30 protein-coding genes and 3 tRNA genes are annotated in these 23,715 nt (G+C 64.3%); 19 read left to right on the plus strand and 14 right to left on the minus strand.

Annotated elements, in window-relative coordinates; translation table 11 throughout:
* Positions 1-197 precede the first annotated feature (197 nt).
* The 12 genes from AC1DMS_RS20185 to AC1DMS_RS20240 all read left to right on the plus strand — a co-directional run bounded on the left by AC1DMS_RS20185 (position 198) and on the right by AC1DMS_RS20240 (position 4,836).
* A complete protein-coding gene (locus AC1DMS_RS20185) occupies positions 198-866 on the plus strand; it encodes a S24 family peptidase (protein WP_478181687.1) in 669 nt (222 codons plus the stop codon).
* An 85-nt stretch (positions 867-951) separates the two neighbouring features.
* Complete coding sequence (locus tag AC1DMS_RS20190) at positions 952-1,281, plus strand: hypothetical protein (protein WP_478181688.1); 330 nt, start codon at positions 952-954, stop codon at positions 1,279-1,281.
* Between the two features lie 646 nt (positions 1,282-1,927).
* Positions 1,928-2,137, plus strand: a complete 210-nt coding sequence (locus tag AC1DMS_RS20195) for a hypothetical protein (RefSeq protein WP_478181689.1) — start codon at positions 1,928-1,930, stop codon at positions 2,135-2,137.
* A gap of 4 nt (positions 2,138-2,141) precedes the next feature.
* Positions 2,142-2,492 carry a hypothetical protein gene (locus AC1DMS_RS20200; RefSeq protein WP_478181690.1) on the plus strand — a complete coding sequence of 117 codons (351 nt, stop codon included), beginning with the start codon at positions 2,142-2,144 and terminating at the stop codon, positions 2,490-2,492.
* Positions 2,489-2,689, plus strand: coding sequence for a hypothetical protein (locus tag AC1DMS_RS20205; protein ID WP_478181691.1), 201 nt, complete (start codon positions 2,489-2,491; stop codon positions 2,687-2,689). Before AC1DMS_RS20200 ends, AC1DMS_RS20205 begins: the two co-directional genes overlap by 4 nt.
* A complete protein-coding gene (locus tag AC1DMS_RS20210) occupies positions 2,689-2,961 on the plus strand; it encodes a hypothetical protein (protein ID WP_478181692.1) in 273 nt (90 codons plus the stop codon). The genes AC1DMS_RS20205 and AC1DMS_RS20210 overlap by 1 nt, the downstream gene beginning before the upstream one ends.
* Positions 2,962-3,010: 49 nt before the next feature.
* On the plus strand, positions 3,011-3,133 hold the full coding sequence (locus AC1DMS_RS20215) for a hypothetical protein (RefSeq protein WP_478181693.1): 123 nt from the start codon (positions 3,011-3,013) through the stop codon (positions 3,131-3,133).
* The gene (locus AC1DMS_RS20220; RefSeq protein WP_478181694.1) at positions 3,130-3,297 is read left to right on the plus strand and encodes a hypothetical protein; all 168 of its coding nucleotides are present in this window, start codon (positions 3,130-3,132) and stop codon (positions 3,295-3,297) included. The genes AC1DMS_RS20215 and AC1DMS_RS20220 overlap by 4 nt, the downstream gene beginning before the upstream one ends.
* The gene (locus tag AC1DMS_RS20225) at positions 3,294-3,635 is read left to right on the plus strand and encodes a hypothetical protein (RefSeq protein ID WP_478181695.1); all 342 of its coding nucleotides are present in this window, start codon (positions 3,294-3,296) and stop codon (positions 3,633-3,635) included. The genes AC1DMS_RS20220 and AC1DMS_RS20225 overlap by 4 nt, the downstream gene beginning before the upstream one ends.
* 30 nt (positions 3,636-3,665) lie before the next feature.
* A complete protein-coding gene (locus tag AC1DMS_RS20230; protein WP_021008999.1) occupies positions 3,666-3,863 on the plus strand; it encodes a hypothetical protein in 198 nt (65 codons plus the stop codon).
* A complete protein-coding gene (locus AC1DMS_RS20235) occupies positions 3,860-4,576 on the plus strand; it encodes a hypothetical protein (protein WP_478181696.1) in 717 nt (238 codons plus the stop codon). The genes AC1DMS_RS20230 and AC1DMS_RS20235 overlap by 4 nt, the downstream gene beginning before the upstream one ends.
* The gene (locus tag AC1DMS_RS20240; protein ID WP_478181697.1) at positions 4,573-4,836 is read left to right on the plus strand and encodes a helix-turn-helix transcriptional regulator; all 264 of its coding nucleotides are present in this window, start codon (positions 4,573-4,575) and stop codon (positions 4,834-4,836) included. The genes AC1DMS_RS20235 and AC1DMS_RS20240 overlap by 4 nt, the downstream gene beginning before the upstream one ends.
* Here the strand turns inward: AC1DMS_RS20240 and AC1DMS_RS20245 are convergent.
* The 8 genes from AC1DMS_RS20245 to AC1DMS_RS20280 form a co-directional block, all read right to left on the minus strand.
* The gene (locus AC1DMS_RS20245; RefSeq protein WP_478181698.1) at positions 4,829-6,004 is read right to left on the minus strand and encodes a hypothetical protein; all 1,176 of its coding nucleotides are present in this window, start codon (positions 6,002-6,004) and stop codon (positions 4,829-4,831) included. The genes AC1DMS_RS20240 and AC1DMS_RS20245 overlap by 8 nt on opposite strands.
* A 121-nt stretch (positions 6,005-6,125) precedes the next feature.
* Positions 6,126-7,274 carry a tyrosine-type recombinase/integrase gene (locus AC1DMS_RS20250; protein ID WP_478181699.1) on the minus strand — a complete coding sequence of 383 codons (1,149 nt, stop codon included), beginning with the start codon at positions 7,272-7,274 and terminating at the stop codon, positions 6,126-6,128.
* Between the two features lie 159 nt (positions 7,275-7,433).
* Positions 7,434-7,521, minus strand: a tRNA-Ser gene (locus AC1DMS_RS20255).
* A gap of 32 nt (positions 7,522-7,553) precedes the next feature.
* On the minus strand, positions 7,554-8,813 hold the full coding sequence (gene hemW, locus AC1DMS_RS20260) for a radical SAM family heme chaperone HemW (RefSeq protein ID WP_062365556.1): 1,260 nt from the start codon (positions 8,811-8,813) through the stop codon (positions 7,554-7,556).
* 3 nt (positions 8,814-8,816) lie between these two features.
* A complete protein-coding gene (locus AC1DMS_RS20265; RefSeq protein WP_055802758.1) occupies positions 8,817-9,416 on the minus strand; it encodes a non-canonical purine NTP pyrophosphatase in 600 nt (199 codons plus the stop codon).
* Positions 9,417-9,433: 17 nt separating this feature from the next.
* A complete protein-coding gene (gene rph, locus AC1DMS_RS20270) occupies positions 9,434-10,165 on the minus strand; it encodes a ribonuclease PH (RefSeq protein ID WP_018907218.1) in 732 nt (243 codons plus the stop codon).
* A 64-nt stretch (positions 10,166-10,229) separates the two neighbouring features.
* Positions 10,230-11,144: a PP2C family protein-serine/threonine phosphatase gene (locus AC1DMS_RS20275; RefSeq protein WP_062365555.1), complete on the minus strand. Its 915-nt coding sequence runs from the start codon at positions 11,142-11,144 to the stop codon at positions 10,230-10,232.
* The gene (locus AC1DMS_RS20280) at positions 11,141-12,148 is read right to left on the minus strand and encodes a serine/threonine protein kinase (protein ID WP_015867097.1); all 1,008 of its coding nucleotides are present in this window, start codon (positions 12,146-12,148) and stop codon (positions 11,141-11,143) included. Before AC1DMS_RS20280 ends, AC1DMS_RS20275 begins: the two co-directional genes overlap by 4 nt.
* A 91-nt stretch (positions 12,149-12,239) precedes the next feature.
* Here AC1DMS_RS20280 and AC1DMS_RS20285 point away from each other — a divergent pair, with 91 nt between their 5' ends.
* The 4 genes from AC1DMS_RS20285 (at position 12,240) to AC1DMS_RS20300 (ending at position 16,377) form a co-directional block, all read left to right on the plus strand.
* Positions 12,240-13,154 carry a YicC/YloC family endoribonuclease gene (locus AC1DMS_RS20285; RefSeq protein WP_027730611.1) on the plus strand — a complete coding sequence of 305 codons (915 nt, stop codon included), beginning with the start codon at positions 12,240-12,242 and terminating at the stop codon, positions 13,152-13,154.
* A gap of 8 nt (positions 13,155-13,162) precedes the next feature.
* On the plus strand, positions 13,163-13,783 hold the full coding sequence (gene gmk / locus AC1DMS_RS20290; RefSeq protein ID WP_015867099.1) for a guanylate kinase: 621 nt from the start codon (positions 13,163-13,165) through the stop codon (positions 13,781-13,783).
* 30 nt (positions 13,784-13,813) lie between these two features.
* The gene (gene rpoZ, locus AC1DMS_RS20295) at positions 13,814-14,017 is read left to right on the plus strand and encodes a DNA-directed RNA polymerase subunit omega (RefSeq protein ID WP_015867100.1); all 204 of its coding nucleotides are present in this window, start codon (positions 13,814-13,816) and stop codon (positions 14,015-14,017) included.
* A 101-nt stretch (positions 14,018-14,118) separates the two neighbouring features.
* Positions 14,119-16,377, plus strand: coding sequence for a RelA/SpoT family protein (locus tag AC1DMS_RS20300; protein ID WP_018907216.1), 2,259 nt, complete (start codon positions 14,119-14,121; stop codon positions 16,375-16,377).
* 16 nt (positions 16,378-16,393) lie between these two features.
* Here the strand turns inward: AC1DMS_RS20300 and greB are convergent, their stop codons facing one another.
* The 6 genes from greB to hrcA all read right to left on the minus strand — a co-directional run bounded on the left by greB (position 16,394) and on the right by hrcA (position 20,208).
* Positions 16,394-16,966 (minus strand): transcription elongation factor GreB, encoded by a 573-nt coding sequence (gene greB, locus AC1DMS_RS20305; RefSeq protein ID WP_062365554.1) that lies wholly within the window; start codon positions 16,964-16,966, stop codon positions 16,394-16,396.
* Between the two features lie 40 nt (positions 16,967-17,006).
* On the minus strand, positions 17,007-18,068 hold the full coding sequence (locus AC1DMS_RS20310) for a hypothetical protein (RefSeq protein WP_062365553.1): 1,062 nt from the start codon (positions 18,066-18,068) through the stop codon (positions 17,007-17,009).
* Positions 18,065-18,658 carry an adenylyl-sulfate kinase gene (cysC, locus tag AC1DMS_RS20315; RefSeq protein ID WP_062365552.1) on the minus strand — a complete coding sequence of 198 codons (594 nt, stop codon included), beginning with the start codon at positions 18,656-18,658 and terminating at the stop codon, positions 18,065-18,067. The genes AC1DMS_RS20310 and cysC overlap by 4 nt, the downstream gene beginning before the upstream one ends.
* Before the next feature lie 289 nt (positions 18,659-18,947).
* Positions 18,948-19,024: transfer RNA gene (locus AC1DMS_RS20320), tRNA-Arg, on the minus strand.
* A 64-nt stretch (positions 19,025-19,088) separates the two neighbouring features.
* Positions 19,089-19,165: transfer RNA gene (locus tag AC1DMS_RS20325), tRNA-Ile, on the minus strand.
* A gap of 32 nt (positions 19,166-19,197) precedes the next feature.
* Positions 19,198-20,208 (minus strand): heat-inducible transcriptional repressor HrcA, encoded by a 1,011-nt coding sequence (gene hrcA, locus AC1DMS_RS20330; RefSeq protein WP_015867105.1) that lies wholly within the window; start codon positions 20,206-20,208, stop codon positions 19,198-19,200.
* Positions 20,209-20,236: 28 nt separating this feature from the next.
* On the opposite strand from hrcA, the gene AC1DMS_RS20335 reads away from it, so the two are divergent.
* From AC1DMS_RS20335 to rapZ, 3 genes are read left to right on the plus strand one after another with little or no spacing between them, the layout of a single operon-like run.
* Positions 20,237-21,148, plus strand: a complete 912-nt coding sequence (locus AC1DMS_RS20335) for an NAD kinase (protein ID WP_018906749.1) — start codon at positions 20,237-20,239, stop codon at positions 21,146-21,148.
* Position 21,149: 1 nt separating this feature from the next.
* Positions 21,150-22,829 (plus strand): DNA repair protein RecN, encoded by a 1,680-nt coding sequence (gene recN, locus AC1DMS_RS20340; RefSeq protein ID WP_027730950.1) that lies wholly within the window; start codon positions 21,150-21,152, stop codon positions 22,827-22,829.
* On the plus strand, positions 22,829-23,707 hold the full coding sequence (rapZ, locus tag AC1DMS_RS20345) for an RNase adapter RapZ (RefSeq protein WP_015867108.1): 879 nt from the start codon (positions 22,829-22,831) through the stop codon (positions 23,705-23,707). Before recN ends, rapZ begins: the two co-directional genes overlap by 1 nt.
* The last annotated feature ends 8 nt before the right edge of the window (positions 23,708-23,715 follow it).

The following is a 23,715-nucleotide window of genomic DNA, read 5'->3' on the forward strand; positions in this document are numbered from 1 at the left end:
CCTCGATACGCGGCGGCAACTCTTCGGGCCATTGAGAGATAGCGGCCGATGAAATGCGACCTATGGATTTAGCCGCAGCACCAACGGACCCGCCCAACAACTCAAGAGCGCGAGATTTCTTCATGCGTGCAATGTTAGCACGCTTACCAATTTAGCAATAGTTTGCTAACGGCTTCTTAAGCTGTAATCACACTTACATGAGCACCCTTCAAGAACGCATGCAGGAGCTGGTCCGCGAGACCGGGTGGACCGTGGGCGAAATCAGCGGGAAAGCCGGTGTCTCTCACTCTGCCGTATCCCAATGGCTTAGTGGGGAAACTCAAAGCCTGAAGATCGAGCCAGCCGTACTCTTGGAGCGCTACACGGGGTTCAGCGCACTTTGGCTCGCGAAGGGCAAAGGGCAAAAGAAGGTTGATGCTCCGGGATCGCATGACGATGCCGAGTTCGCAGGCCGGGCAAAGCAGGCCAGGTTCGTTCCCGTAGTCGGCACTGCCAAGATGGGGAACGACGGCTATTACGAGGAAATAAGCTCAGTTGTGGGCGCAGGAGATGGGCACATCGAGATAGCGACAGAAGATCCGAACGCCTACGGCCTGCGCGTCCGAGGGCAAAGTATGTTTCCCGCCATCCGGGACGGCTGGTACGTCCTGGTCGAGCCGAATGGCTCGCCACAAACCGGCGAATACGTCCTGTTGAAGCTCCGGGATGGCAGGAAGATGGTTAAAGAACTCCTGGTGCGCCGAAGCTCTTCGATAGAGGTTTTGAGCGTCAACACTCAAGAGCGTCTGACGTTCGACCTCGCGGAGATAGAGGCAATTCACGCCGTTGCTGCCGTGGTCAGCTCCAGCAAGTGGCGACCGGACTGAGGAGCCTAGTAATCGCCCCGAGGGCAGATGAAAAGCCGAGCCGCATACTCAGCGCCATTCATCTCTCCACACTCGGAAGGCCCTTATGCCACTCGGATTTGTTGCGCACACCCATCTGCCGTATTGCCTCGAAAAGACAGGCGACGGTAGTTGGCTCGTCCTCAATCGGAACTACAAACCGCTCGGCACGATGAGCAAAGAATGGGTGGACTATGACACCCATCCTGCCCGGCTAAAGCTTCACGCTAGAACAGTGGCAGCAATTGCCAAAGCTGCGGTAAATGTCATCACCGACAAAGCCGGCGCCCCCGAAGTCATTTACTTCTATGACGACGGATGCATGCCCACCGAGTCAGCCGCGGACTGGAGCGCGTACAACAAACAGCTATCTCGCGTGATGCACGCGAAGATATAGCTGGCGTGTGCGCCGGTCCCGGCTAGGTCGCCTATAGGCGTCTCACGCAAATTTTGGGCGAGCTTGGGCCTTGACTGTCAAAACGCTCCTTGGCGATGACAGCCTGGCTTCTAGATCAGGAAGTCAGACAGGTCACGCGGGCTTAGTTCGTGAGCTTTGCAATCAGGTCGGCCACGTTCTTGAGCACGGTGCTAACACCGGCCAAGAGCGGGACCCACCTTTTTGCCAGCTTGAAAAGCTTGCGCATGGTGTTGTCCAAAAAAAAAGCCCGCACGAAGGCGGGCTGTCGAAACCCGCTGAGAGCGGGCACAAAAAAGCCCGCTATTAGCGGGCTATCAAAAAATCAGGGCGAGCAGGACTTACGCGACTACTACGGCAACCCACAACAGGCTGCACGGCGTTCCTAGGGCATCGCCCATTGTGTCCTGCGCTCATAACGCAACTGGAGGAGGGCGCAACTCGGCCCACCGCCTCCTTTATAGCCCGAATTTCATAGCTCTGCCAGAACTTTGGCCAACGAGGCGTAACGCGCGAGGAAGCTTCGGCCGCACCGCTCCCCCCAGCGCACTAAATTTTAGTTAGCGCACTTGCCGTCAATCGTTAGCTTGCTTACACTAGGTCGTCAGCAAACTTACGAAAGACCAACTTGGAGCATCAAGCACCGTCCTCAAGCCGCACCACTCGGCGCTATCGCTGCAGCTACACGCCGCGTGACGCCCTCGGCCACCTGAACCCCTCAGACACCGGCGCGGCTCCGTTCGTGCAGTTCCGCGCGGCCAATGCGACCGCGGCGCTCGACATCGCTCGCCACATCACCGGATGCCCGGTGATCGAAGCGACACGCATCGAGGGCTGACGCTGTGGCCCGCGCTCAAATCAACCATGCCACGGACAGCCGTGCTGCATCGCGCCACGCGGCCACCAGCTCGGCGCGCGTAGACATCTGGATTCGCACGACCGGCACCCGACGCCAGGCGTTCTACCGCTGCCGGGCCGCAGGCGTGACGAACTGGCAAGCCATGGGCGTGCCGCTCGCCAACAAGGCGCTGAAGCTCGGCAGCATCAGCTCGCCGGGCATCGCCGATGCGACCGTCTCGGCATACAGCGAAGATGCTCCCGCGCACCCGATGGCCGCGGAGTTCGCCGAGCGCGCTCGCGCCCTGAATAGCGACATCGATTCGCTCAATCTCTCCGCGCGAGGCGGTGCGTGAAGACCGCGCGCGTCCGGCGCACACCTGCCGTGCAAGCCCTCATTCGCGCGATGAAGTCGAGCAAAGAGTGCGGGCATGCGAACTGGCACTACGTGGCGGGCTTTCTCTCGTCCGAGCACCCGTCGCTGTCGGAGGAAATCGAAGCCTTCGAACGCTCTCGCATAGACGCCTTGAAGGCAGCAGCGAGCGCCGCCTGATGGCATTCCTTTTCCGTTGCCCCGAATGCCGCACGCGGCGCCGCAGCTACGGCCTGTTCACGCAGCACCTGCGCCAAACCGGCCATCGCTTGTGCCGGTGCGGCGGATACCACTACGAGCACCGCCCTGGTTCGCCCTTTTGCGAGCGCAACCCAATGAGCGCGGCGCTGCTCGCGAGCCGACACGGCGCCTCTGACGAAGAGGTGTTCGACATCTCGCTCGAAATCGCCCTCACCTCACCGGGCCGTGCCGTCGCGGCCTGCCCATTCTGAAAGGCCGGCAATGCGCTCGACCTCGTTCCAAGAAACCGGCGCTGGCCTCATGAGGACATCGCCCGTCAAGCCCATCCCGGGCTTCCTCGCGACCGCTGCCGCACTGGCGGTCTTCATCGTCCTGCCCGTCGCGCTTGCCGCGATGTGCGTCTACGGCTGGAGCACACCATGATCGTGATCGTTTCCCCTCGCCCGCGGCGGCCCAAGCAGCCGCAGCAAACCGGCCCCATCGGCGGCCTCGCCGACAGCCGCTTTCACTACACGCCGAGTTTTGCGACCGACATCCGCAAGACTCTCAAGCGCATCCGCGCCGAGCAGCGGGGTGCGCGGCCATGACGACCACGACGACCGGCGTTTTCTTTGTCGGCAAGGACCGGCCAGGGCGTCCCGCCGTCAGCGAACACAAGTCCGATGCCGGCGAGTTCGTTCTGAAGATGCGAGTCGTCGACAACCAAGGGCCGCGCGCCGTCGAGGTCTACGTCGTGCGGTGGATCGGTCCTCCTGCCGTCGCATGGCGCGCGCAGCACCGCGACCTCAAGGCCGGCGACGCGCTGCGCCTCGAACTCACGAACCCGCGTTCGATGCCGGGCGCGCAAGCGCCGGAAATCCACGCGGCCATCAAGACGTGTGAGCTGCTGCCCGCACGCGTCCCCTCAATCGCCCAGCCCGCATAGCGCTGCGGCACCACTCACTCAAAGATCACCATGCCCTTTTCTGTTACCCCGCTCGCGACCATCGAGCGCGAAGCCAAGGCAGCAGCCGAGCGCGGCGAAACGCCGAACGAAGCTTGCCGATATCCCTTCGATGACCCGGCCGGACAGGCGTTCGTCCGCATCTACAACGAGCACCGCGACGCTTTGCGCGTGCGCGCATCGCAGCACACGTCGGAGCGCAGCGTATGACTTGGATGCTCACCAGCACAGGCGCTGAATACCACCTCGCCGGACCCGGCGCGCTTGCCGCAGGCGGCCGTCCAGTGGACATCTGCGACGTGGCTCATCACCTCGCCATCGTGAACCAGTTCAACGGTGCCACCACGCGCCCGTACAGCGTGGCCGAGCACAGCCTGTTGTGCTGCGACATCGCGCGACGCGCCGGCGCATCGGTGTTCGTGCAAATGGCCGCGCTGATGCACGACGCACACGAGGCATACACCAATGACCTGATCAGCCCAGCAAAGCTGGCTGTGAACGGCTTCAGCATGGGCGCCGGCGGTATCGCCGCATGGGCCCTCTTCGAGGCCGAGCATGCGAAGACGGTCCGCGAGCACTTCAAGCTGCTTTCGGTGTTCGCAGGCCACAAGACATTGCTGCGCTCCATCGACTCTCAGGCGCTCGCCACAGCGCGGCGCGACCTGACTCCGTTTGACCCAGCACGGCACCTGCCGTGGGCCGTATTGGGCGACAACACCGCGCAGCCAATGGCACCCGCGGACTGGATTCGCCTCGACACGCCTGAGCGCGAAGCAGCGACGTGGAAAGACTGGCGCGAGCGGTTCCGCAATCGCTTTCTCGAGTTGCAGGTGCAGCGAACCCTTGCGGGATTGGCGGCGACCAACGCTGACACCACCATTCGTCATTCACCGAAATTGCCCACGAGCGGGGAAACCTCATGAGCCCACCCGAATTCATCGCAACGAAGCCCTTCCCCGCGGTGCGCGCGCCGTGCATGCCAACCTCAATCAAGAATCAGGAAACTCAAATGAACGAAAAACTTCTCGTCCCCGCAGTTGAGGCCGCAAAGATGCTGTCCATGGGCCGCTCCACATTCTGGAACAAGGTCAAGTTGAATGAGCTCCCCCCGCCGATCAAAATTGCTGGCATTACCCGCTGGCGGGTTTCAGACCTTCGGAGCTTCGTTGCTGATGTCAAGTAAGAGGATTAGCGGCGCCCTTTATCTGAGATAAAAGTAAATCAAGCTTCAGCCTCGCTGATTTGCTGCGCTCTTTATATTCTTCGTGGCGCAAGGCTAGATTTTGAAGAAGCGTGCCGACCTCCGATCTGCCTTGAGCTTCAGCTTTATTTTTAGCCTTTAGCTTTTCCAGATATCTGGAAAATTCACTGCTGTCCGAGTTAATTTTTTCAATTAAATTCCCAGGGATGCGCCCAGCCTCGATGGTTCGACTAGATCGTTCAGCAGCGTACTCATGAGGAATTTTCTTGGCCTCATCCACCAGATCGGAACAAGCCACCAGCGCCGCATCGAGCTCGACAAAGTCGCTGTCCAGCTCATCAAAGAATCCGTCCATAACATCTTGTAAGCGCCTTCCTAAAGCTCGATGCTCAATTCGCCTCAGCGCTACTTCAGGCGAAATCGAACCAATTACCAACTCCGTTTCGAGCTCGTAAGTCCAATCGATCCCTGAATTTGTGCGCTGTCGTTCAAGTGCAGCTAGCACTAGCAGGTATAGGGCTACGAGCAAGATGAGTGCCTTCGCAAACTCCAGACTTACGGCAGGAAGCTTGGCTCGGATCAAAAAAATCTGCTCCGAAAACGCTAGACATATTATGAACAACATGACCAGATTCGTCCGCAGCCAACTCTCAGACGAAGGGCCAATATGCGGCTCGGGAAATTTACCCAGGGAGGCGCCCGGTTTTCTAAGAATTCGGAAAAAAGTTTCTAACCCAACGGACAGGGACAACACGCCCAACACAGATAAAATAATTCCCCCATAACTCCAACCAGCCCAAAAGAAGGAAGCAACGGGCGGCATTGACAGCAATGCACCCAAAATCACCCGATTAAATGCCGCATCAGTCTCCAGCCCTCCGAATCGATGGAATCGCACTTCATCCCTGTTTCGGTCATTTCCAGAAATAGAATAATTAATAAAATACAGGCACTGCGCGCAAACTAAAATCCGCCACGCCACTTCTGCATCGAACTTCATCTCCGCGCCCAACGCGCTCAAAAATTGCCAACATATGAGGGCAATGGCACCGAGTAGCACCCACAAATTAACCCCATTGATCTTTGATTCAATTTCAGCCGCCTTCTGGCGGTTTCTCAAATATTCAAGCACCTCTTTTTTTTCAGCCATTTCAGCCTTTATTAACTTTTTGAATCATGCTTCCCATCGTAAGCAGCTGCGAAAAAGGGCGATTCTGAGGCACAAGCGCTCAGGGTGTCACTAGCTTAAACACGGCAACAAAGCTTCGAACTTAGCTAGGTTTAGCGGACGCGTGTGCAGCATCAAGCCAGTCAGACCACCACTGCATAAGCTCCCGGCGCTGCGTCAAGTATTCGGCGCGGTTGTATGCCGCACGTACCGCATCGGATTCCTTGTGCGCGAGCTGACGCTCGATCACGTCATGAGGGAAGCCCGAACGCTCATTTAGCACAGTTGACGCCAAGGCCCGGAAGCCGTGGGCGGTCATTCGACCACGGTAGCCCAGCCGATACAGCGCGAACAGAAAGGTGTTCTCAGATAGCGGATGTCCCGGACGGATCGGCGAATCAAGCACGAGCGAGCCGTCGCCACTCATCTTTCGAAGAGTCGCAAGGATCGCCTGCGCTTGCCTCGACAACGGGACAACGTGGGGAATGCGGATCTTCATGCGCATCTCAGGCACCACCCAAACCGCCCCCTTCTCCTTCAGCTCTCCCCACTGCATGCCGCGCAGCTCGCCCACCCTGACAAACGTATGCGCCAGTAACTGCAGGCCGAGCCGAGTCACAGAGTCTTCGTAGCCGTCTATCGCTCGCATCAGCTCGCCAGCTTCTTCGGCTGGAATGCTTGCCATCGGCTTTTTTGTTTTACGGGCAATCAACACGCGCGTCAGTCCCGCGGCACCATGCTGCTGGAGCAAACCCGTGTCCTGCGCGAAATCGAAGACTGCCGAGATGCGGCTCGCAACGCGATGCCCGGTTTCAATCTTTCCGCCGCCTTGCGCAGCCCGCACAGCCGCAACCAACTCCGACCGGGAGATGGCATCGATAGGCCGCGAGCCGAGCAGCGGGAACGCGTACCGCTCCAATGTGTTCTGCACCTGAATCTGGTGCTTGCCGTTAGAGAGGGTCGGCAGCTTCGCTTTGAGCCAGTCGCGAGCCACTGTCTCAAAGGTCGGCGCCGCCGCTGCGGTCGGCGAGCCCTCGCGAGCCGCTGCGTGCGCTTTACGCGCTTCAGCCAGGCTCACCCCAGGGTAGAGGCCATAGGTCTTGGTCTTCTGCTTTCCGCCGGCGGTGTAATTGGCTCGCCAACTCTTTGCGCCCCTGGGCGAAACGAACAGATAGAGCCCTTGCGCATCGGCCAGCTTGTAGGCCTTCTCGCGTGGTTTAGCGGCGTCAACAGCTTTAACGGTGAGGGTCATGGTATTGGCTAGAAAATACCATGATTGATGCCATGTTGGGAGCTTGGCTAGAGGCAGTCTTCGACAGTCCCCAACAGACCCCAAAGGACGCGCCCCGCAATGAAAAAGTCCCGTCGCATGAACTGCGCGGGACTTTTGGAAACTTGCTCAGATTGATTCTGGCGGAGAGTGTGAGATTCGAACTCACGGACGCTTTCACGTCGGCAGTTTTCAAGACTGCTGGTTTAAACCACTCACCCAACTCTCCGGAACCGTCGATTTTATGCTGACGCCGGCCCGTTACTCGTCGGGCAGGAAGAGCGACTGCAGGTCGCTCAGGAAATCCAGCCCGCGCTCGGTGGGCCACACGCGATGCAGGTCGCGCGCGATGAGGCCCTTGCGCTCGGCTTCCTCCAGGCCCTTTTGAATGCTGGTCATGGCCAGCCCGGTGCGTTCGCTGAATTGGGGCAGCGTGAAGCCCTCCTTCAGGCGCAGCGCGTTGAGCATGAACTCGAACGGCAGGTCGGCCAGCGCCACTTCGTCGCTTTGCGCCACGGCGGCGCCGGTGCGGGCGTTGTTCATGTACAGGCGCGGCTCGCGAAAGCGTACCTGGCGCACGATGCGGTGCGCGAAGCTCAGCTTGCTGTGTGCGCCGGCGCCAATGCCCAGGTAGTCGCCGAACTGCCAGTAGTTGAGGTTGTGCGCGCAGGCGTGGCCGCTGCGCGCATAGGCCGACACTTCGTAGCGCGACATGCCGCTGGCGGCGGTTCGCTCGGTGATCCGGTCGAGCATGGCGTAGGCCAGGTCGTCTTCGGGCAGGGCCGGCGGAAACTTGGCGAACCAGGTGTTGGGTTCGATGGTGAGGTGGTACACCGAGATGTGCGGCGGCGCGAGCGCCAGCGCCTGGGTCAGGTCGGCGTCCAGCCCCTCGAGCGTCTGGCCCGGCAGCGCATACATCAGGTCGAGGTTGAAGGTGTCGAACGCGCTCGCGGCTTCTTCCACGGCGGCAATGGCCTGGGCGCGGTCGTGCACGCGGCCCAGCGCCTTCAGGTGCTCGTCGTTGAAGCTCTGCACGCCCACCGAAAGCCGCGTGACGCCCGCGCTGCGGTAGGCGCGGAAGCGGTTGCGCTCGAAGGTGCCGGGGTTGGCTTCGAGCGTGATCTCGCACTCGGGCGCCAGCTTGAGGCGGGCGCGCACGTCGCCGAGCAGGCGGTCGATGGCCTGGGGCGAAAAAAGGCTCGGCGTTCCGCCGCCGATGAAGATGGTGTGGACGGTGCGGCCCCAGATGAGCGGCAGCGCGGCGTCCAGGTCGGCAATGAGCGCGTCGAGATACGCTGACTCGGGAATGCCCTCAGCCTCGGCCTCGCTGGTGGCGCGCCACTCGTGCGAGTTGAAGTCGCAGTAAGGGCACTTGCGCAGGCACCACGGCAGATGGATGTAGAGCGAGAGCGGCGGCAGCGCCGCGAGCTGCAGCGGGCCGGGCCGCATCCAGTGCAGCACGTCGTTGGCCTGCGGTGCGCCCGTGGGCTGCACGGGCTGGATGGGAACGACAGAGGCCATCGCTCAGAACCAGCGTTCGCGCATCAGGGCCAGCATGGCCTTGGCCGCCTGGCCCCTGTGGCTGTTGGCGTTCTTCACCTCGGGCGGCAGCTGGGCAAAGGTCTTGCCGAAGCCGGGCAGGTACATGACGGGATCGAAGCCGAAGCCGTTGTCACCGATCGGCGCCTTGGTGATTTCGCCGACCACGCGGCCCACCGCGATGAGCGGCTCGGGATCGTCGTGCCCGCGCAGCGCGACCAACGTGCTGACGAGCGCGGCGCGCCGATTGACCACGCCGTCGAGCTGCTCGAGCAGCGCCTTGACGTTGTTGGCGTCGCCCTTGGCATAGCCGAACTGCGTGGCATAGAACGCGGTGTCCACGCCCGGCAGGCCGCCGAAGGCGTCGACGCAAAGGCCTGCGTCGTCGGCAATGGCCGGCAGGCCGGTTGCGGCGCTGGCATGGCGCGCCTTGGCCAGCGCGTTTTCGACGAAAGTGCGAAATGGCTCCTCGGCCTCGCCCACGCCCAACGCCGACTGGGGCACGAGCGTCACGGCCAGCTCCGCAAACAATTGCTGGAGTTCGGCAAGCTTGCCGGCGTTGTTGGAGGCCAGGACCAGTTTCATCGCCATCGACCGATCGATCACTTCGAAACGAGGGACTGCTGCTGCAGCACGATCAGTTCGCCAATGCCCTTTTCGGCCAGGCCGAGCAGCAGGTTCATCTCCTCGCGCGAGAAGGCCGCACCCTCGGCGGTGCCCTGCACTTCGACAAAGTGGCCGGCGCCGGTCATCACGACGTTCATGTCGGTATCGCAGGCGGAGTCTTCGGTGTATTCGAGGTCGAGCAGCGGCGTACCGGCAACGATGCCGACCGAAATGGCCGCGACATGGCCCTTGATGGGCGACGCGGGGATCGTGCCAGCGGCCAGCAGCTTGTTGACGGCGTCCTGCGCGGCGACAAAGGCGCCGGTGATGGCCGCCGTGCGGGTGCCGCCATCGGCCTGCAGCACGTCGCAGTCGAGGTGGATGGTGCGCTCGCCCAGCGCAGCCAGGTCGAACACGGCGCGCATCGAGCGGCCGATGAGGCGCTGGATTTCCTGCGTACGGCCGCTCTGCTTGCCGCGGGCGGCTTCGCGGTCGCTGCGCGTGTGGGTGGCGCGCGGCAGCATGCCGTATTCGGCCGTGACCCAGCCTTCACCGCTGCCACGCTTGTGCGGCGGCACGCGCTCTTCGACCGAGGCGGTGCACAGCACGCGCGTCTGGCCGAATTCGATGAGCACCGAACCCTCGGCGTGGATGGTGAAACCGCGGGTGATGCGCACCGGGCGCAGCTGGTCGGCGGCACGGCCGCCGCTTCGTGTGAAAGCAGTCATTTTTTTGTGAGAGGTATGTGGAACAAAAAGCGCAGACGGCCCGCAAGCCGGAGCAGCCGGGCGATCAGGTCTTCTTGGCTGCCGAACGGCGAATGGCTTCGTTGATTTCGGCAATCGAGCGCTCGATGGCGTCTTCGTCGAGGTCGTCGAGCGCGTCGAGTTCGCCGTCAGCGGGCATGCCGGCCTGGATGGTGGAAGCAAAGACGCCGTCGTCGATGGTCTCGGTGGAAACGCCGCGGTCTTCGCCCGTCGAATCGGGCATTTCCCATTCGAGGGCGATGAGCGTGACGTTGTCGCTGTGCGCGCCGCCCTTGCGCAGTGCCATTTCGGCCAGGTCGGGCGCGGCGTCGGACACCGGCTTGTCGGAGGACAGCGTGTGCACGATGACGGCGTCGTCGAGCACGCCCCAGACGCCGTCGGAGCACAGCATGATGCGGTCGCCGCGCTGCAGCTGCAGCGGGGCCGAAATATCGAACAGCGGCGTGGTCGGCGAGCCCAGGCAGGTGAGCAGCAGGTTGCGGTTGACCGGCATGTCCGCGCCATGCGGACGCGGGCGCTCGGCATGCGAATGGTCGCGCGTGCGGGTCAGCAGGCGGCCGTCGCGCACCACGTAGAGGCGCGAGTCGCCGCAGTGCATCCAGGTGGCCGTGGTGCCCTGGAGCAGCGCCGCGACGACGGTGGTGCGCGGCGTGTCGAGCATGGCCTTGTGGCTCGCGTACCGCATGATCTGCTGGTGCGCCGCCATGGCCGATTCGGCCAGGAAGGCCTTGACGTCCTTGACGGTGGGGCGCGCTTCGCGCTGGTAGAGGGCCGCGATGGTCTGCAGCGCCAGCTGGGCCGCAATCTCGCCCTCGGGGTGGCCGCCCATGCCGTCGGCCAGCACGAAAAGGCCCGACTCCCGCGTGTAGCAGTAGCCCATGCGGTCTTCGTTCTTGAGACGGCCGCCCTTGCGGCTGACCTGGAATACCGAGAATTTCATGCCGGGCGCGTGGTAGGTGCCGCCGCCCTGGGCAGGGCCTTCTTGTCGAAGGAGCGGATGTTGTCGAATGAAAGCCGCACCTTTTCGCCGACGGTGAGCTTGGTGTAGCGGCGCTCGCCTTCGCGGCTGAGCTCCTTTTGCAGCGCAAAGACCGACTGCGGGCGCGAGAGCGGATCGAGCGACATGCACCATTCGACCACCTCGATGAGGTTGTCGGAGTACACGCCGCGCAGGCGCGACAGCGACAGGCTGAGCCGGTCTTTCTCGATGCGGCGCGGCGCGTCGTTGGGCGGATAGCCCTGCATGCAGGCGTAGATGCAGGCGCCGATGGCGTAGATGTCGGTCCAGGGACCCATCGACGAGTCGCGCCGGTACATCTCGGGCGCGGCAAAGCCGGGGGTGTACATCGGCCGGATGAAGATGCCCTCCTTGCTGAGCACCTCGCGCGCGGCGCCGAAGTCGATCAGCACCGCCCGGTCGTCGTCGGTGACGAAGATGTTGGCGGGCTTGATGTCCAGGTGCAGCATCTTGTACTGGTGCACGATGCGAAGGCCGCGCAGGATCTCGTCGAACAGCGACCGGATGGTCGATTCACGGAAGACCTTGGGCCTTTTCAGGTCGCGCGCCGTCACCACGAAGTCCTGCAGGGTGGCGCCCTCCAGGTAGTTCATGACCATGTAGACGGTTTCGTTCTCGCGAAAGAAGTTGAGAACGCTGACCACCGAGGCGTGCGAAATCTGCGCGAGCGAGCGCCCTTCCTCGAAAAAGCTCTTGAGGCCGAGCCGGTAGAGCGAGAGCTTTTCGGGCGCCACTTCGGGCGTCAGCTCGCCCGGCCCGCGCGTTGCGAGCGAAGATGGCAGGTATTCCTTGATGGCAACCTGCTGTCCGCTGGGGTCTATGGCGAGGTAGACAACGCCAAAACCGCCTGCGGAAAGCCGGCGAACGATGCGGTAACCGCCAATGACCGTATCGGGCAGCAGGGGCGAAGGCTTGACCTTTGACATAATCCGGGAGTTTCGCCCGAAGGCGATGGTGCGGCAAGCGAACGCCATGCCGACGCCTCGGTGCTTGCAAGCAAAACCATAGTGAGGCGCAATGCCAGTTTACAGCATGACCGGCTATGCCAGTGGCCAGAACGGCCCCGCCGGCAGCCACTCCGAAGCCGAGGCACGGCCTGCCGCCGCGGGCCGTCTCGGGGTCGAAATCCGCTCGGTCAACAGCCGCTTCCTCGACCTCACCTTCAAGTTGCCGGAGGAACTGCGCCAGCATGAAACCGCGCTGCGCGAGCTGCTCACGGGCAAGCTCAAGCGCGGCAAGGTGGAGGTGCGCGCCGCCATCGAGAACACCGCCCAGGCGGGCGTCGTCGAGCCCTCCGTCAAGCTGCTGCAGCGGCTCAACGGCGTGCAGGACGGCATCAAGGCCTGGCTGCCGGGCGCCCGCGAACTGAGCGTGGCCGACGTGCTGCGCCTGGCCGGCGGCGACAGTGCCGCCCGCGGCGACTGGGGCGGCGACCTGCTCGAGGTGGCCGGCAAGGCGCTGGATGCGCTGATGTCGGCCCGCCAGCGCGAAGGCGCGCGGCTCGCCAAGATGCTGGAGGCCCACCTCGCCCAGCTGCGCGCGCTGGTCGAACAGGCCGGTCCGCTGATTCCGCAGCTGGTCGAGCAGCAGCGCGCTCGTTTCCTGGAGCGCTGGCAGGAAGCCATGGGCCTGACCGGCGGCACCCTGCCCGAGGCCGCCCAGGACCGCGCGCTGACCGAGGCCACCGCCTTTGCCATCCGGATCGACGTGGCGGAAGAGCTCACGCGGCTGAATTCGCACCTCGATGAGATCGAGCGGCTGCTCAAGAAGGGCGGCGAAATCGGCAAGCGGCTGGACTTCCTGATCCAGGAGCTGCATCGCGAGGCCAATACACTGGGCTCCAAGTCGGCCGCGCTGGAGCTCACCCGCATCGGCGTGGACATGAAGGTGCTGATCGAGCAGATGCGCGAACAGGTACAGAACATCGAATGAGCGAGCGAATGGACTATCCAGGCAACATCTTTGTCGTGGCGGCACCCAGCGGTGCCGGCAAATCGAGCCTGGTCAAGGCGCTCATGGAGCTGGACACAGCCGTCCAGCCCTCGGTTTCCCACACCACCCGGCCACCGCGCGGGCAGGAAAAGCACGGCCGGGAGTATTTCTTTACCTCGCCCTCCGAATTCGACGCCATGATCGCGGCGGATGGGTTCGTGGAGTGGGCCCACGTGCACGGGCACCGCTACGGCACCTCCAAGAAAGCCATCGAGGAGCGCATCGCCCAGGGGGCCGACGTCATCCTGGAAATCGACTTCCAGGGCGCCATCCAGATCCGCAAGACCTTCGCCAACGCGGTCATGATCTTCATCCTGCCGCCCAGTTGGGAAGAACTGCGCTCCCGGCTGGAGCGGCGCGGCGAAGACAGCGCGGCCGTCATCGAGCTGCGCCTCAAGAATGCCGCCGAAGAGATGGCCCGGGCAGGGGAATTCGACTTCGTTATAATCAACGAGTTATTTGAGCGCGCGCTTTTCGATCTCAAGGCGATCGTCCACGCTCAGCGGCTTCGGTATTCTGCACAGCGCCGCGCACGTGCCGACACATTCGCCGCCCTGAACATCCCCTGATTTCCTGCTCACCGACCGAAAGACTCCATCATGGCCCGCATCACCGTCGAAGATTGCCTGCTTCAGATCCCCAACCGCTTCCAGCTGGTCCTGGCCGCCACCTACCGTGCGCGCATGCTGAGCCAGGGCCATGCACCCAAGATCGAGAGCAAGAACAAGCCCGCCGTCACGGCCCTGCGCGAAATCGCCGAAGGCAAGATCGGCCTTGAAATGCTCAAGAAGGTGCCGGGCTGATCGTTGTTTCTGACGCAGCCCTGCAACGAAAAGGCACCGCAAAGCGGTGCTTTTTTTACGTCTGGACGCGTCCATAGAGCGGTCACGCTAAAGTGGTAGCCATGAGCGCGGTTGCCAAACATCAGTCCCATGCCCCCACGGGGGGCACGCCCAAGCCGAGCCCGGCGGCGCTGAATGCGGCTGCCGCGAGCTTTGCCGCGCTGACCGCCAGGCTCGACTACCTGAGCCCCGAAGACACCGAGCTGGTCCGCCGCGCCTACCGCTTCGCCGACGAAGCCCACCTGGGCCAGCTGCGCAACAGCGGCGAGCCCTACATCACCCACCCCATTGCCGTGGCGGCGCAATGCGCCGAATGGAAGCTCGACGCACAGGCGCTGATGGCCGCCCTGCTGCACGATGCCATCGAAGACTGCGGGGTCACCAAGCCCGAACTGATCGAGCGCTTCGGCGCGCCGGTGGCCGAGCTGGTCGACGGGCTCACCAAGCTGGACAAGCTGCAGTTCAACACCCGCGAGGAAAACCAGGCCGAGTCGTTCCGCAAGATGCTGCTGGCCATGGCGCGCGACGTGCGCGTGATCCTGGTCAAGCTGGCCGACCGCACGCACAACATGCGCACGCTCGACGATGCGCCGCGCGAGAAATGGGCCCGGATCTCACGCGAAACGCTCGAAATCTACGCGCCCATCGCGCACCGGCTGGGCCTGAACCAAACGTACCGCGAACTGCAGGAACTGTCGTTCCGCCATCTGAAACCGTGGCGCTATGCCACCCTGTCCAAGGCCGTGGCCAAGGCGCGCGGGCGCCGCCGCGACCTGATCCAGAAGGTGCAGCGCGAGGTCGAGACCGCCTTTGCCAACGCCAACATGACGCTGCGCATCGCGGGACGCGAGAAAACGCTCTATTCGATCTACCGCAAGATGGAGGAAAAGCACCTGAGCTTCGCCCAGGTGACCGACATCTACGGCTTTCGCCTGATCGTGCCGAACGTGATCGCCTGCTACACGGGCCTGGGCATCCTGCACCAGATGTACAAGCCGCTGCCGGGCAAGTTCAAGGACCACATCGCGATCGCCAAGCTCAACGGCTACCAGTCGCTGCACACCACGCTGGTGGGCCCGGCCGGCGTGAACGTGGAGTTCCAGCTGCGCACCGAGGCCATGCACGTGGTGGCCGAATCCGGCGTGGCGGCGCACTGGCTCTACAAGGCAGCCGAGCCGAACGCGGCCAGCAACGACCGGCTCGGCACCAAGTGGCTGCAGTCGCTGCTCGACATCCAGGACGAAACCCGCGACGCCGCCGAGTTCTGGGACCACGTCAAGGTCGACCTGTTCCCCGACGCGGTCTACGTCTTCACGCCGAAGAGCCAGATCCTCGCGCTGCCGCGCGGCGCCACGGTGGTCGACTTTGCCTATGCCATCCACAGCAACATCGGCGACCACACCTCCGCGGCACGCATCAACGGCGACCAAGTGCCGCTACGCACGGAGCTCAAGAACGGGGACGTGGTCGAGGTCATCACCGCACCCGTGTCCACGCCCAATCCCGCATGGCTCGGCTTCGTGCGAACCGGCCGGGCGCGCTCCAAGATCCGCCACTACCTGAAAACCCTGGCCCATGCCGAATCCGAAGGCCTGGGCGAGAAGCTGCTGGCTCAGGCACTGCGCGCCGAAGGCCTCAGCAAGCTGCCGGCCGAGGACGCCGAGCACCAGGCGCTGTGGGAAAAGCTGCTGCGCTTCACCGGCAACCGAACGCGCGCCGAATTGCTGACCGACATCGGCCTGGGCAAGCGGATTGCCAGCATCGTGGCAAAGCGGCTGGTGGCCATGCTGTCCGAACTCGGCGAGCGGCCCGATGCGCTGCTGCTGAGCCGCGAGCGCTTCATCTCGCACGAGACCATTTCCCAGGGCGCCGTCACGCTGGATGGCAGCGAGAACTCGTCGGTCCGCTTTGCGCTGTGCTGCCGGCCGATTCCGGGCGACGAGATCGTCGGCTACCTCGGCCATGGCGAAGGGCTGGTCGTGCACACCGAGTCCTGCGGCGTGGGCCAGCGCCTGCGCCACAAGGACAGCGAGCGTTTCTTCGCGGTCGAGTGGGCGGACGAGCCGACCCGCACCTTCGAAACCGGCGTGGTCATCACGGTGCGCAACGACAAGGGCGTGCTGGCGCGCGTGGCCGCGACCCTGGCGGACGCCGAAGCCGACATCACGCACGTCGAAATGGCCGACGAGACGCCGCAGGATTCGACCGACCTGCGCTTCGTGATTGCGGTGCGCGACCGCACCCACCTGGACAGCGTGCTGCGCGCCGCGCGGCGCACGGCCTCGGTGCTGACCGCCGCAAGGACGGTTCCCGCGCCCTGACCGGCGGGCAGGAAAGCTAGCGCGCCGTGCCCGGTGCCGGATAGCTGACCGACAGCAGCTCGACCTCATGGGCGCCGCCCGGCGTCACGAGCTTCACCACGTCGCCTTCGCGCGACTTGAGCAGCGCGCGGGCGATCGGGGAAATCCAGCTGACCTGCGACTGGGCGCTGTCCGCCTCGTCGATGCCTAGGATCGTCACGCTGCGCTCGTCGCCCGTTTCGTCCATGTAGCGCACCGTTGCGCCAAAGAACACCTGGTCGCTGCCGTGATGCACCGAAGGATCGGTCACTTCGGCAATTTCGAGCCGCTTGGTGAGAAAACGGATGCGCCGGTCGATTTCCCGCAGCCGCTTCTTGCCGTAGAGATAGTCGCCATTTTCGGAGCGGTCGCCGTTCTTGGCGGCCCAGTGCACCGCCTCGACGACCTTCGGGCGCTCTTCGTCCATCAGCTGAAGCAGTTCGTCGCGCAGTCGGGCATAGCCGGCCGGCGTCATGTAGTTCTTGCTGCCGCTCGGGAGCGCGGGGGCGGCGCTTTCGCCGCCGTCGTCGTCACCGTCGCTCTCGGTTTCCTTGGTGAATGCTTTGCTCAACTTGGTAGAACCTCTGGTCTCAAGGAAGGGAATGGGCTTTTCACCGTATTTTCAACATTCGCGACAGGGTGCGCAGCGGCGCCGTCACGCGCCACGAATTTGAGGCCCGAAGTGCCGTGCATTGCGCTTCCAGGTGCGAGGTGCGCGATCTCGCGCGCTCCAGGTCCTGCGCGAGAACGGCCTGGCTGCGCTGGCATTCGGCGAGTTCATGTTGGCGCGCATCGCGTTCGGCGATTGCCTCGCTCAAATGCTGCTGGCAGGCCGTGCGGCCGGCAATGGCCTCGTCCAGTTCGCGCTGCTGCTCAGCGCGGCAAGCCATTGCCTCGTCGAGTTTCCGCTGGAGCACCGCGCGCTCGGACACGGCCTTGTCCAGCTCACGCTTGATCGCCACGCGGTCCAGGGTGGCCTGGGAAGGAAATTCGATGCTGGCCGGCGCCTGCGCGGTGTGGGCAGCAAGCTCCCTGCCCACGCGGACCTTCGACGGCACCGCCGTCTCCCGATGGGCCGACAGCGCCCGCTCCCTGTCGAGCTTCGCACCCAGGACCGGATGCAGCTTGTCGTAGAGATACGCCGGGTCCTCCACGAGACGCGGGAAGTCGAGCATCACCAGCGGCACGTCGTGCTTGACCAGCGTGTGCATCAACTCATGAAAGCCCAGCGCAAGAAGGCGTGCTTCGTCGATCGGATTGAGCGAATAGACGATGCCGCCCGGCGTGGTCCCCCACGACTCCCAGAGCCGGCAATCGTCCGGCAGGCCCTCCATAGCGTACCGTGCGCGCAACTCGTTGACCACGCGGCTGGTGGAGGCTTCCACGATGCTGCGCATCGGAAAGATCACCGCATCGAGCGCGATGGACGGGTCCGCGAGCAGGCGCGTGGCATAGGCATGCAGCCAGGGCGACTTGATGACGTAGGGCAGATCGGGGTTGTCGAAGGGCAGGTCCTCGAGGCCCGCGTTGGCGTCCTCGTTGTAGGTGCTCGCGGCCGGATGCCTTGCAAGATGCGTGTCCAGCCCGCAAGCCGCCAGGTACTGGACGAGGAAGGTCGTGCCGGCGCGCCCCGTGCCGGCAATCATCAGGTGGTTTTTTCTTGCGGGCGTCATTGATGCAGCGTCCGGGTTGGCGCCGTTCCCTCCAGCGAAGCCATGATCTGCTGCACCGCAGCCGAGACATCGCAGCTGGAAGTGTCGACTGTGAGCGCGGGGTTTGCCGGGGCTTCGAAGATGTCGGACACGCCGGTGAAGCGCGCGATCGCGCCCTGCCGCGCTCGCGCATACATCCCCTTGGGGTCGCGCCGCTCGCAGACTTCCAGGGGCGCGTGCACGAAGACCTCGTGGTACGAAGGCCCGACGATCGAGCGTGCGAGATCCCGGAGCGCCTGCAGCGGTGAAACGACGGCAACGATTGCCACCATGCCCTGCTCGTTCAACAGCCGCGCGATGTGGGCAATGCGGCGGATGTTCTCGTGGCGGTCTTCCGCGCTGAAGCCGAGCCCGCGGTTCAGTCCCTTGCGGACCTCGTCGCCATCCAGCCGCACGGCACCCACGCCCCTGGCGCGCAGCAAGGGCTGCAAGGCGGCGGCGATGGTGGACTTTCCCGCGCCGGACAGCCCCGTGAGCCAAATGACGGGCGGCGGCCGCAGTGTTGTTGTCGAAGCAGGACGATCGTCTGGTTTCTGCAACTGTTCTGGCATCGAAAAACAGGTCTGGCCGGGCGCGGCGCCTCGAGGCAGCGGCTCACCCGGCGTGAAGGAAGACGAAGGTTCTCAAGCGGCTCGTTTTCTTCCGGCTCCTCCGGTGAACAACAAGAATGCCTCAACAGCACCCGAAGGTCGAGGGCGATCCGGTGCAGGATCGATCGCATCGAATGGAGCCCCGGAGCGGGAACATTGCCCGTGATCTCGTTGAACGGAAAAATATTCCGCAGAGAGCCGCGCAAAAGAAAAAGGGTTAGGACACGTAATGTCCTAACCCTTCAAAGAGTGGTGCGGCTGGCAGGAATTGAACCCACGACCCCTTGGTTCGTAGCCAAGTACTCTATCCAACTGAGCTACAGCCGCACAGCTATCGATTATAGCATCCATTTTTGGCCCCTGGCGGACCAAGCTCAGAAATGAATGCAATTGGTAGGCCGTGATGGGCTTGAACCATCGACCAACGGATTATGAGTCCGCTGCTCTAACCAACTGAGCTAACGGCCCACGAGAGGCCACGATTCTATTCGCGGCGTCGCTCACTTGCGGTGGCTCAGCGCATTGCTGACCAGCCGCGAGGTGATGTCCACGATCTGGATCATGCGCTCGTACGGCATGCGGGTCGGGCCGATCACGCCCAGCGTGCCCACCACCTGCCCGTCGACTTCATAGTTGGCGCTGACGATGGAAAGCTCCTCGATCGGCACCACCTGGCTTTCGCCGCCGATGAAGATGCGCACGCCCTCTGCCTTGCTCGACACGTCGAGCAGCCGCATCAGCTGCGCCTTCTGCTCGAAGAGCTCGAAGGCACGGCGCAGCTGCCCCATGTCGCTCGAAAAATCGGTGACGGAAAGCAGGTTGCGCTCGCCGGAGATCACCACGTCGTCTTCCTGCGCCTCGGTGAGCACCTCGGAACTGACCTTGACCGCCGCCTGCATCAGCGCGGCAATTTCGCCGCGCAGTTTTTCGACCTCGGACTGCAGGCGGTCGCGCACCTGCTCGATGGTCAGGCCCGCGTAGTGGGCATTGATGTAGTTCGATGCTTCCACCAGCTGCGACTGCGTGTAATCGGCTTCCGGAAAGATCACGCGGTTCTGCACGTCGCCGTCGGGCGAGACGATGATCACCAGCAGCCGCCGGTCCGAGAGCCGCAGGAACTCGATCTGCTTGAAGACCGAGGCGCGCCGCGGCGTCATGACCACGCCGACGAACTGCGACAGGTTGGACAGCAGGTTGGCCGCGTTGGCAATCACCTTCTGCGGCTGGTCAGGGGGCAGGTGGCTCGGCGCGTTCATGTGCTCGCGCTGGGCGGTGAGCATGGTGTCGACGAACAGCCGGTAGCCGCGCGCGGTGGGAATGCGTCCGGCCGAGGTGTGCGGGCTGGTGATCAGCCCCAAACCCTCGAGGTCTGACATGACGTTTCGGATGGTCGCGGGAGACAGGTCAAGGCCCGGGGCGCGCGACAAAGTCCGCGACCCGACCGGTTGGCCTTCGGCGATATAACGCTCGACCAGCGTCTTGAGGAGCAACTTGGCACGGTCGTCCAGCATTGCAAGATTTTAGTGTTGTAATTTGTAGATGACTTCCCGCTTTCGTCACGTCGCGCTGATCGGCAAATACCAGGCTTCAGGCGCCCGGGCGCAGGCCGATGCCCGCGACGGCGTGATGGAAGATATCGGCGCCTTCCTGGAATCGCAAGGGTGCGAGGTCTTTGTCGAAAAATCGGCGGCCGAGGAGGCCGATGCGGACGCCAGCGTCGGCGGCCGCTACCAGCCACTGAGCGTCGAGGAAATCGGCCAGCGCTGCGATCTGGGCCTGGTGGTGGGAGGCGACGGAACCATGCTGGGCATCGGCCGGCAGCTCGCCTGCTACGGCATTCCGCTGATCGGCATCAACCGCGGCCGGCTCGGTTTCATCACCGACATTCCGCTGGACAACTACCAGGCCACGCTGATTCCCATGCTGGCCGGCGAATACGAGGAAGACCACCGCAGCCTCATGCATGCGCAGGTCATGCGCGACGGCGCCTCGGTCTTCGACGCGCTGGCAATGAACGACGTGGTGGTCAACCGCGGCGCCACCTCGGGCATGGTCGAGCTGCGCGTTTCGGTGGGCCGGCATTTCGTGGCCAACCAGCGCGCCGACGGCCTGATCATCGCTTCGCCCACGGGTTCGACGGCCTATGCGCTCTCGGCCGGCGGGCCGCTGCTGCATCCGGCGGTGCCGGGCTGGGTGCTGGTGCCCATTGCGCCGCACACGCTGTCGAACCGCCCCGTGCTGCTGCCCGACGCCGACGAGATCGTGATCGAACTGGTGGCGGGGCGCGACGCCAGCGCCAATTTCGACATGCAGTCGCTGGCCTCGCTCGCGATCGGCGATCGCGTGGTGGTGCGCCGCTCCGACTTCCGCGTGCGCTTCCTGCACCCGCGCGGCTGGAGCTATTTCGACACGCTGCGCAAGAAACTTCACTGGAACGAAGGGGGCTCCTGAAATGGCGCTGCGACGCATCGCATTGCGCGACTTCGTGATCGTGCGATCACTCGAACTCGACCTGTCGGCAGGCTTCACGGTATTGACCGGCGAGACCGGCGCGGGCAAATCGATACTGATCGATGCGCTGCAGCTGGCGCTCGGCAACCGGGCCGACGCGGGCGCGGTGCGCGAAGGCGCCGAACGGCTCGACGTCAGCGCCGAATTCGATGCCGACCCGGCACTCGCGGCCTGGCTCGACGAGGGCGGCTTCGAAAACGGCGACGCCCTGCTGCTGCGCCGCACCGTCGACCTGCAGGGCCGCAGCCGCGGCTGGATCAACGGCAGCCCGGCCACCGCCACCCAGCTGCGCGAACTCGGCGACCGCCTGCTCGACATCCACGGCCAGCACGCATGGCAGAGCCTGACGCGCCCCGAGGCCGTGCGCGGCCTGCTCGACGCCTATGCCGGCGTGCGCACCGATGCGCTGGACGCAGCCTGGCAGAGCTGGCGCCAGGCGCTTTCCGCGCTCGACCACGCGCGCTCGGCACAAGATTCGCTGCTGCGCGAACGCGAGCGGCTGCAATGGCAGATCGCCGAGGTCATGAAGCTGGCGCCGGCCGAAGGCGAGTGGGAAGAGCTTTCCACCCAGCACGCGCGAGTCTCCAATGCGCAGGCACTCATCGATGCGGCGCAGGGCGCGAGCCAGGCGCTCGAAGACGACGACAGCGGCGCGCTCGCCGCGCTGTCGCGCGCCGTCGCGCTGCTGCAGAACTGCGAGCACATCGAGCCTGAATTCCGCGCCCTCGGCGAAGTGCTGGCCTCCAGCGTCGCCCAGGCTTCCGATGCCGCCCACACGCTGCACAGCTACCTGCGCGACGCCGAGGCCGATCCGAAGCAACTGGCCGAACTCGACGAGCGCATGGGGCTGTGGATGTCGCTCGCGCGCCGCTACAAGCGCACGCCGGACGACCTGCCGGCGCTCCTGGCCAGCTGGCAGGCCGAGCTGCAGGCGCTCGATGCGCAGAGCGATCTCGCAGGCCTGGAGCGCGCCGAGCAAGGCGCGCAGCAGGCCTACCTGAAGGAAGCCAAGGCGCTCGCCAAGGCCCGCAAGCTGGCCGCCCCGCGGCTGGCGGAGGCGGTCACGCAGGCGATGCAGGGGCTCGGCATGCAGGGCGGGCGCTTCGAGGTCGAGCTGCTGCCGCTGGCGCAGCCGGGCCGCGCGGGTCTCGAAGACGTGGCCTTTCTCGTGAGCGGCCATCCCGGAAGCACGCCGCGCCCCATCGGCAAGGTGGCTTCGGGCGGCGAGCTCTCGCGCATCGCACTGGCCATTGCGGTCACCACCAGCCAGCTCGGCGCCGCGCAGACGCTGATCTTCGACGAGGTCGATGCCGGCGTCGGCGGGGCCGTGGCCGAGACCGTGGGCCGGCTCATGAAGCAGCTCGGGCGCGATCGCCAGGTGCTGGCGGTCACCCACCTGCCGCAGGTTGCCGCCTGCGCCGACCACCACCTGGTGGTGGCCAAGCGCCAGACGGCGGCAGCCGGCCAGGACGGCCCGCGCACCGAAAGCGGCGTCTCGCGGCTCGACGACGACACCCGCGCCCGCGAAATCGCGCGCATGCTCGGCGGCGAGAAGCTTTCGCAGACCTCGCTGGCGCATGCCCGCGAAATGCTGGGCCACAAGACTTCGGCGGCGCTGTGATGGACCTCGACCTGGTGCTCATCACCGGCATGTCGGGTTCGGGCAAGTCGGTGGCGCTGCATGCGCTGGAAGACGCCGGCTACTACTGCGTCGACAACCTGCCGCCCGAACTGCTGACGGCCTTCATCGCGCTGCAGCACGAGCAGCAGGCCACGCGCGTGGCCATTGCGATGGACGTGCGCAGCGGCGTGTCGCTGCCAATCGTTCCGCAGCAGCTCGAAGCCCTGCGGCAGGACGGCGTTTCGCTGCGCTCGCTTTTCCTCGACGCGACCACCGACGCGCTGCTGCGGCGCTATTCGGAAACCCGCCGGCGCCATCCGCTGTCGCGCCAGGAGGGCCGCAACGACGTGCCCGAACAGGAGCGCGTGCTGGTGCAGGCCATCGAGCTCGAGCGCGAGCTGCTGGCCGACCTGCGCGACGGCGCCGACGTGATCGACACCAGCCTCATCCGGCCGGCCCAGCTGCAGAGCTACATCAAGGCGCTGATCTCGGCGCCCCAGAGCAGCGCATTGACGCTGGTGTTCGAATCCTTCGCCTTCAAGCGCGGCGTGCCGCTGGATGCCGACTACGTGTTCGATGTGCGCATGCTGCCCAATCCGCACTACGTGCCCGCGCTGCGGCCGCTCACGGGCCGCGATGCGCCGGTGGTCGAATGGCTGCGCGAGCACGACGACGTTGCGCGCATGTACGACGACATCGAGCAGTTCCTCTCGCGCTGGCTCGACGCGCTGGCGCGGGACCATCGCAGCTACGTGACCGTGGCCATCGGCTGCACGGGCGGCCAGCACCGCTCGGTGTTCCTGGTCGAGCAGCTCGCGCGCGCGTTCGGAACGCGCTGGGTCGCGCTCAAGCGGCACCGCGAGCTCGACGCAGGCTGAGTTCGCTC

This window comes from Variovorax sp. 05T418, from assembly GCF_056396385.1.

What these genes read in the sequence shown, in the direction of transcription:
- AC1DMS_RS20185 (WP_478181687.1), top strand. Translation starts at nt 198, where the DNA reads ATGAGCACCCTTCAAGAACGCATGCAGGAGCTGGTCCGCGAGACCGGG.
- AC1DMS_RS20190 (WP_478181688.1), top strand. Translation starts at nt 952, where the DNA reads ATGCCACTCGGATTTGTTGCGCACACCCATCTGCCGTATTGCCTCGAA.
- AC1DMS_RS20210 (WP_478181692.1), top strand. Translation starts at nt 2,689, where the DNA reads ATGGCATTCCTTTTCCGTTGCCCCGAATGCCGCACGCGGCGCCGCAGC.
- AC1DMS_RS20215 (WP_478181693.1), top strand. Translation starts at nt 3,011, where the DNA reads ATGAGGACATCGCCCGTCAAGCCCATCCCGGGCTTCCTCGCGACCGCT.
- AC1DMS_RS20220 (WP_478181694.1), top strand. Translation starts at nt 3,130, where the DNA reads ATGATCGTGATCGTTTCCCCTCGCCCGCGGCGGCCCAAGCAGCCGCAG.
- AC1DMS_RS20225 (WP_478181695.1), top strand. Translation starts at nt 3,294, where the DNA reads ATGACGACCACGACGACCGGCGTTTTCTTTGTCGGCAAGGACCGGCCA.
- AC1DMS_RS20230 (WP_021008999.1), top strand. Translation starts at nt 3,666, where the DNA reads ATGCCCTTTTCTGTTACCCCGCTCGCGACCATCGAGCGCGAAGCCAAG.
- AC1DMS_RS20235 (WP_478181696.1), top strand. Translation starts at nt 3,860, where the DNA reads ATGACTTGGATGCTCACCAGCACAGGCGCTGAATACCACCTCGCCGGA.
- AC1DMS_RS20240 (WP_478181697.1), top strand. Translation starts at nt 4,573, where the DNA reads ATGAGCCCACCCGAATTCATCGCAACGAAGCCCTTCCCCGCGGTGCGC.
- AC1DMS_RS20245 (WP_478181698.1), bottom strand. Translation starts at nt 6,004, where the DNA reads ATGGCTGAAAAAAAAGAGGTGCTTGAATATTTGAGAAACCGCCAGAAG.
- AC1DMS_RS20250 (WP_478181699.1), bottom strand. Translation starts at nt 7,274, where the DNA reads ATGACCCTCACCGTTAAAGCTGTTGACGCCGCTAAACCACGCGAGAAG.
- hemW (WP_062365556.1), bottom strand. Translation starts at nt 8,813, where the DNA reads ATGGCCTCTGTCGTTCCCATCCAGCCCGTGCAGCCCACGGGCGCACCG.
- AC1DMS_RS20265 (WP_055802758.1), bottom strand. Translation starts at nt 9,416, where the DNA reads ATGAAACTGGTCCTGGCCTCCAACAACGCCGGCAAGCTTGCCGAACTC.
- rph (WP_018907218.1), bottom strand. Translation starts at nt 10,165, where the DNA reads ATGACTGCTTTCACACGAAGCGGCGGCCGTGCCGCCGACCAGCTGCGC.
- AC1DMS_RS20275 (WP_062365555.1), bottom strand. Translation starts at nt 11,144, where the DNA reads ATGAAATTCTCGGTATTCCAGGTCAGCCGCAAGGGCGGCCGTCTCAAG.
- AC1DMS_RS20280 (WP_015867097.1), bottom strand. Translation starts at nt 12,148, where the DNA reads ATGTCAAAGGTCAAGCCTTCGCCCCTGCTGCCCGATACGGTCATTGGC.
- AC1DMS_RS20285 (WP_027730611.1), top strand. Translation starts at nt 12,240, where the DNA reads ATGCCAGTTTACAGCATGACCGGCTATGCCAGTGGCCAGAACGGCCCC.
- gmk (WP_015867099.1), top strand. Translation starts at nt 13,163, where the DNA reads ATGGACTATCCAGGCAACATCTTTGTCGTGGCGGCACCCAGCGGTGCC.
- rpoZ (WP_015867100.1), top strand. Translation starts at nt 13,814, where the DNA reads ATGGCCCGCATCACCGTCGAAGATTGCCTGCTTCAGATCCCCAACCGC.
- AC1DMS_RS20300 (WP_018907216.1), top strand. Translation starts at nt 14,119, where the DNA reads ATGAGCGCGGTTGCCAAACATCAGTCCCATGCCCCCACGGGGGGCACG.
- AC1DMS_RS20310 (WP_062365553.1), bottom strand. Translation starts at nt 18,068, where the DNA reads ATGACGCCCGCAAGAAAAAACCACCTGATGATTGCCGGCACGGGGCGC.
- cysC (WP_062365552.1), bottom strand. Translation starts at nt 18,658, where the DNA reads ATGCCAGAACAGTTGCAGAAACCAGACGATCGTCCTGCTTCGACAACA.
- hrcA (WP_015867105.1), bottom strand. Translation starts at nt 20,208, where the DNA reads ATGCTGGACGACCGTGCCAAGTTGCTCCTCAAGACGCTGGTCGAGCGT.
- AC1DMS_RS20335 (WP_018906749.1), top strand. Translation starts at nt 20,237, where the DNA reads ATGACTTCCCGCTTTCGTCACGTCGCGCTGATCGGCAAATACCAGGCT.
- recN (WP_027730950.1), top strand. Translation starts at nt 21,150, where the DNA reads ATGGCGCTGCGACGCATCGCATTGCGCGACTTCGTGATCGTGCGATCA.
- rapZ (WP_015867108.1), top strand. Translation starts at nt 22,829, where the DNA reads ATGGACCTCGACCTGGTGCTCATCACCGGCATGTCGGGTTCGGGCAAG.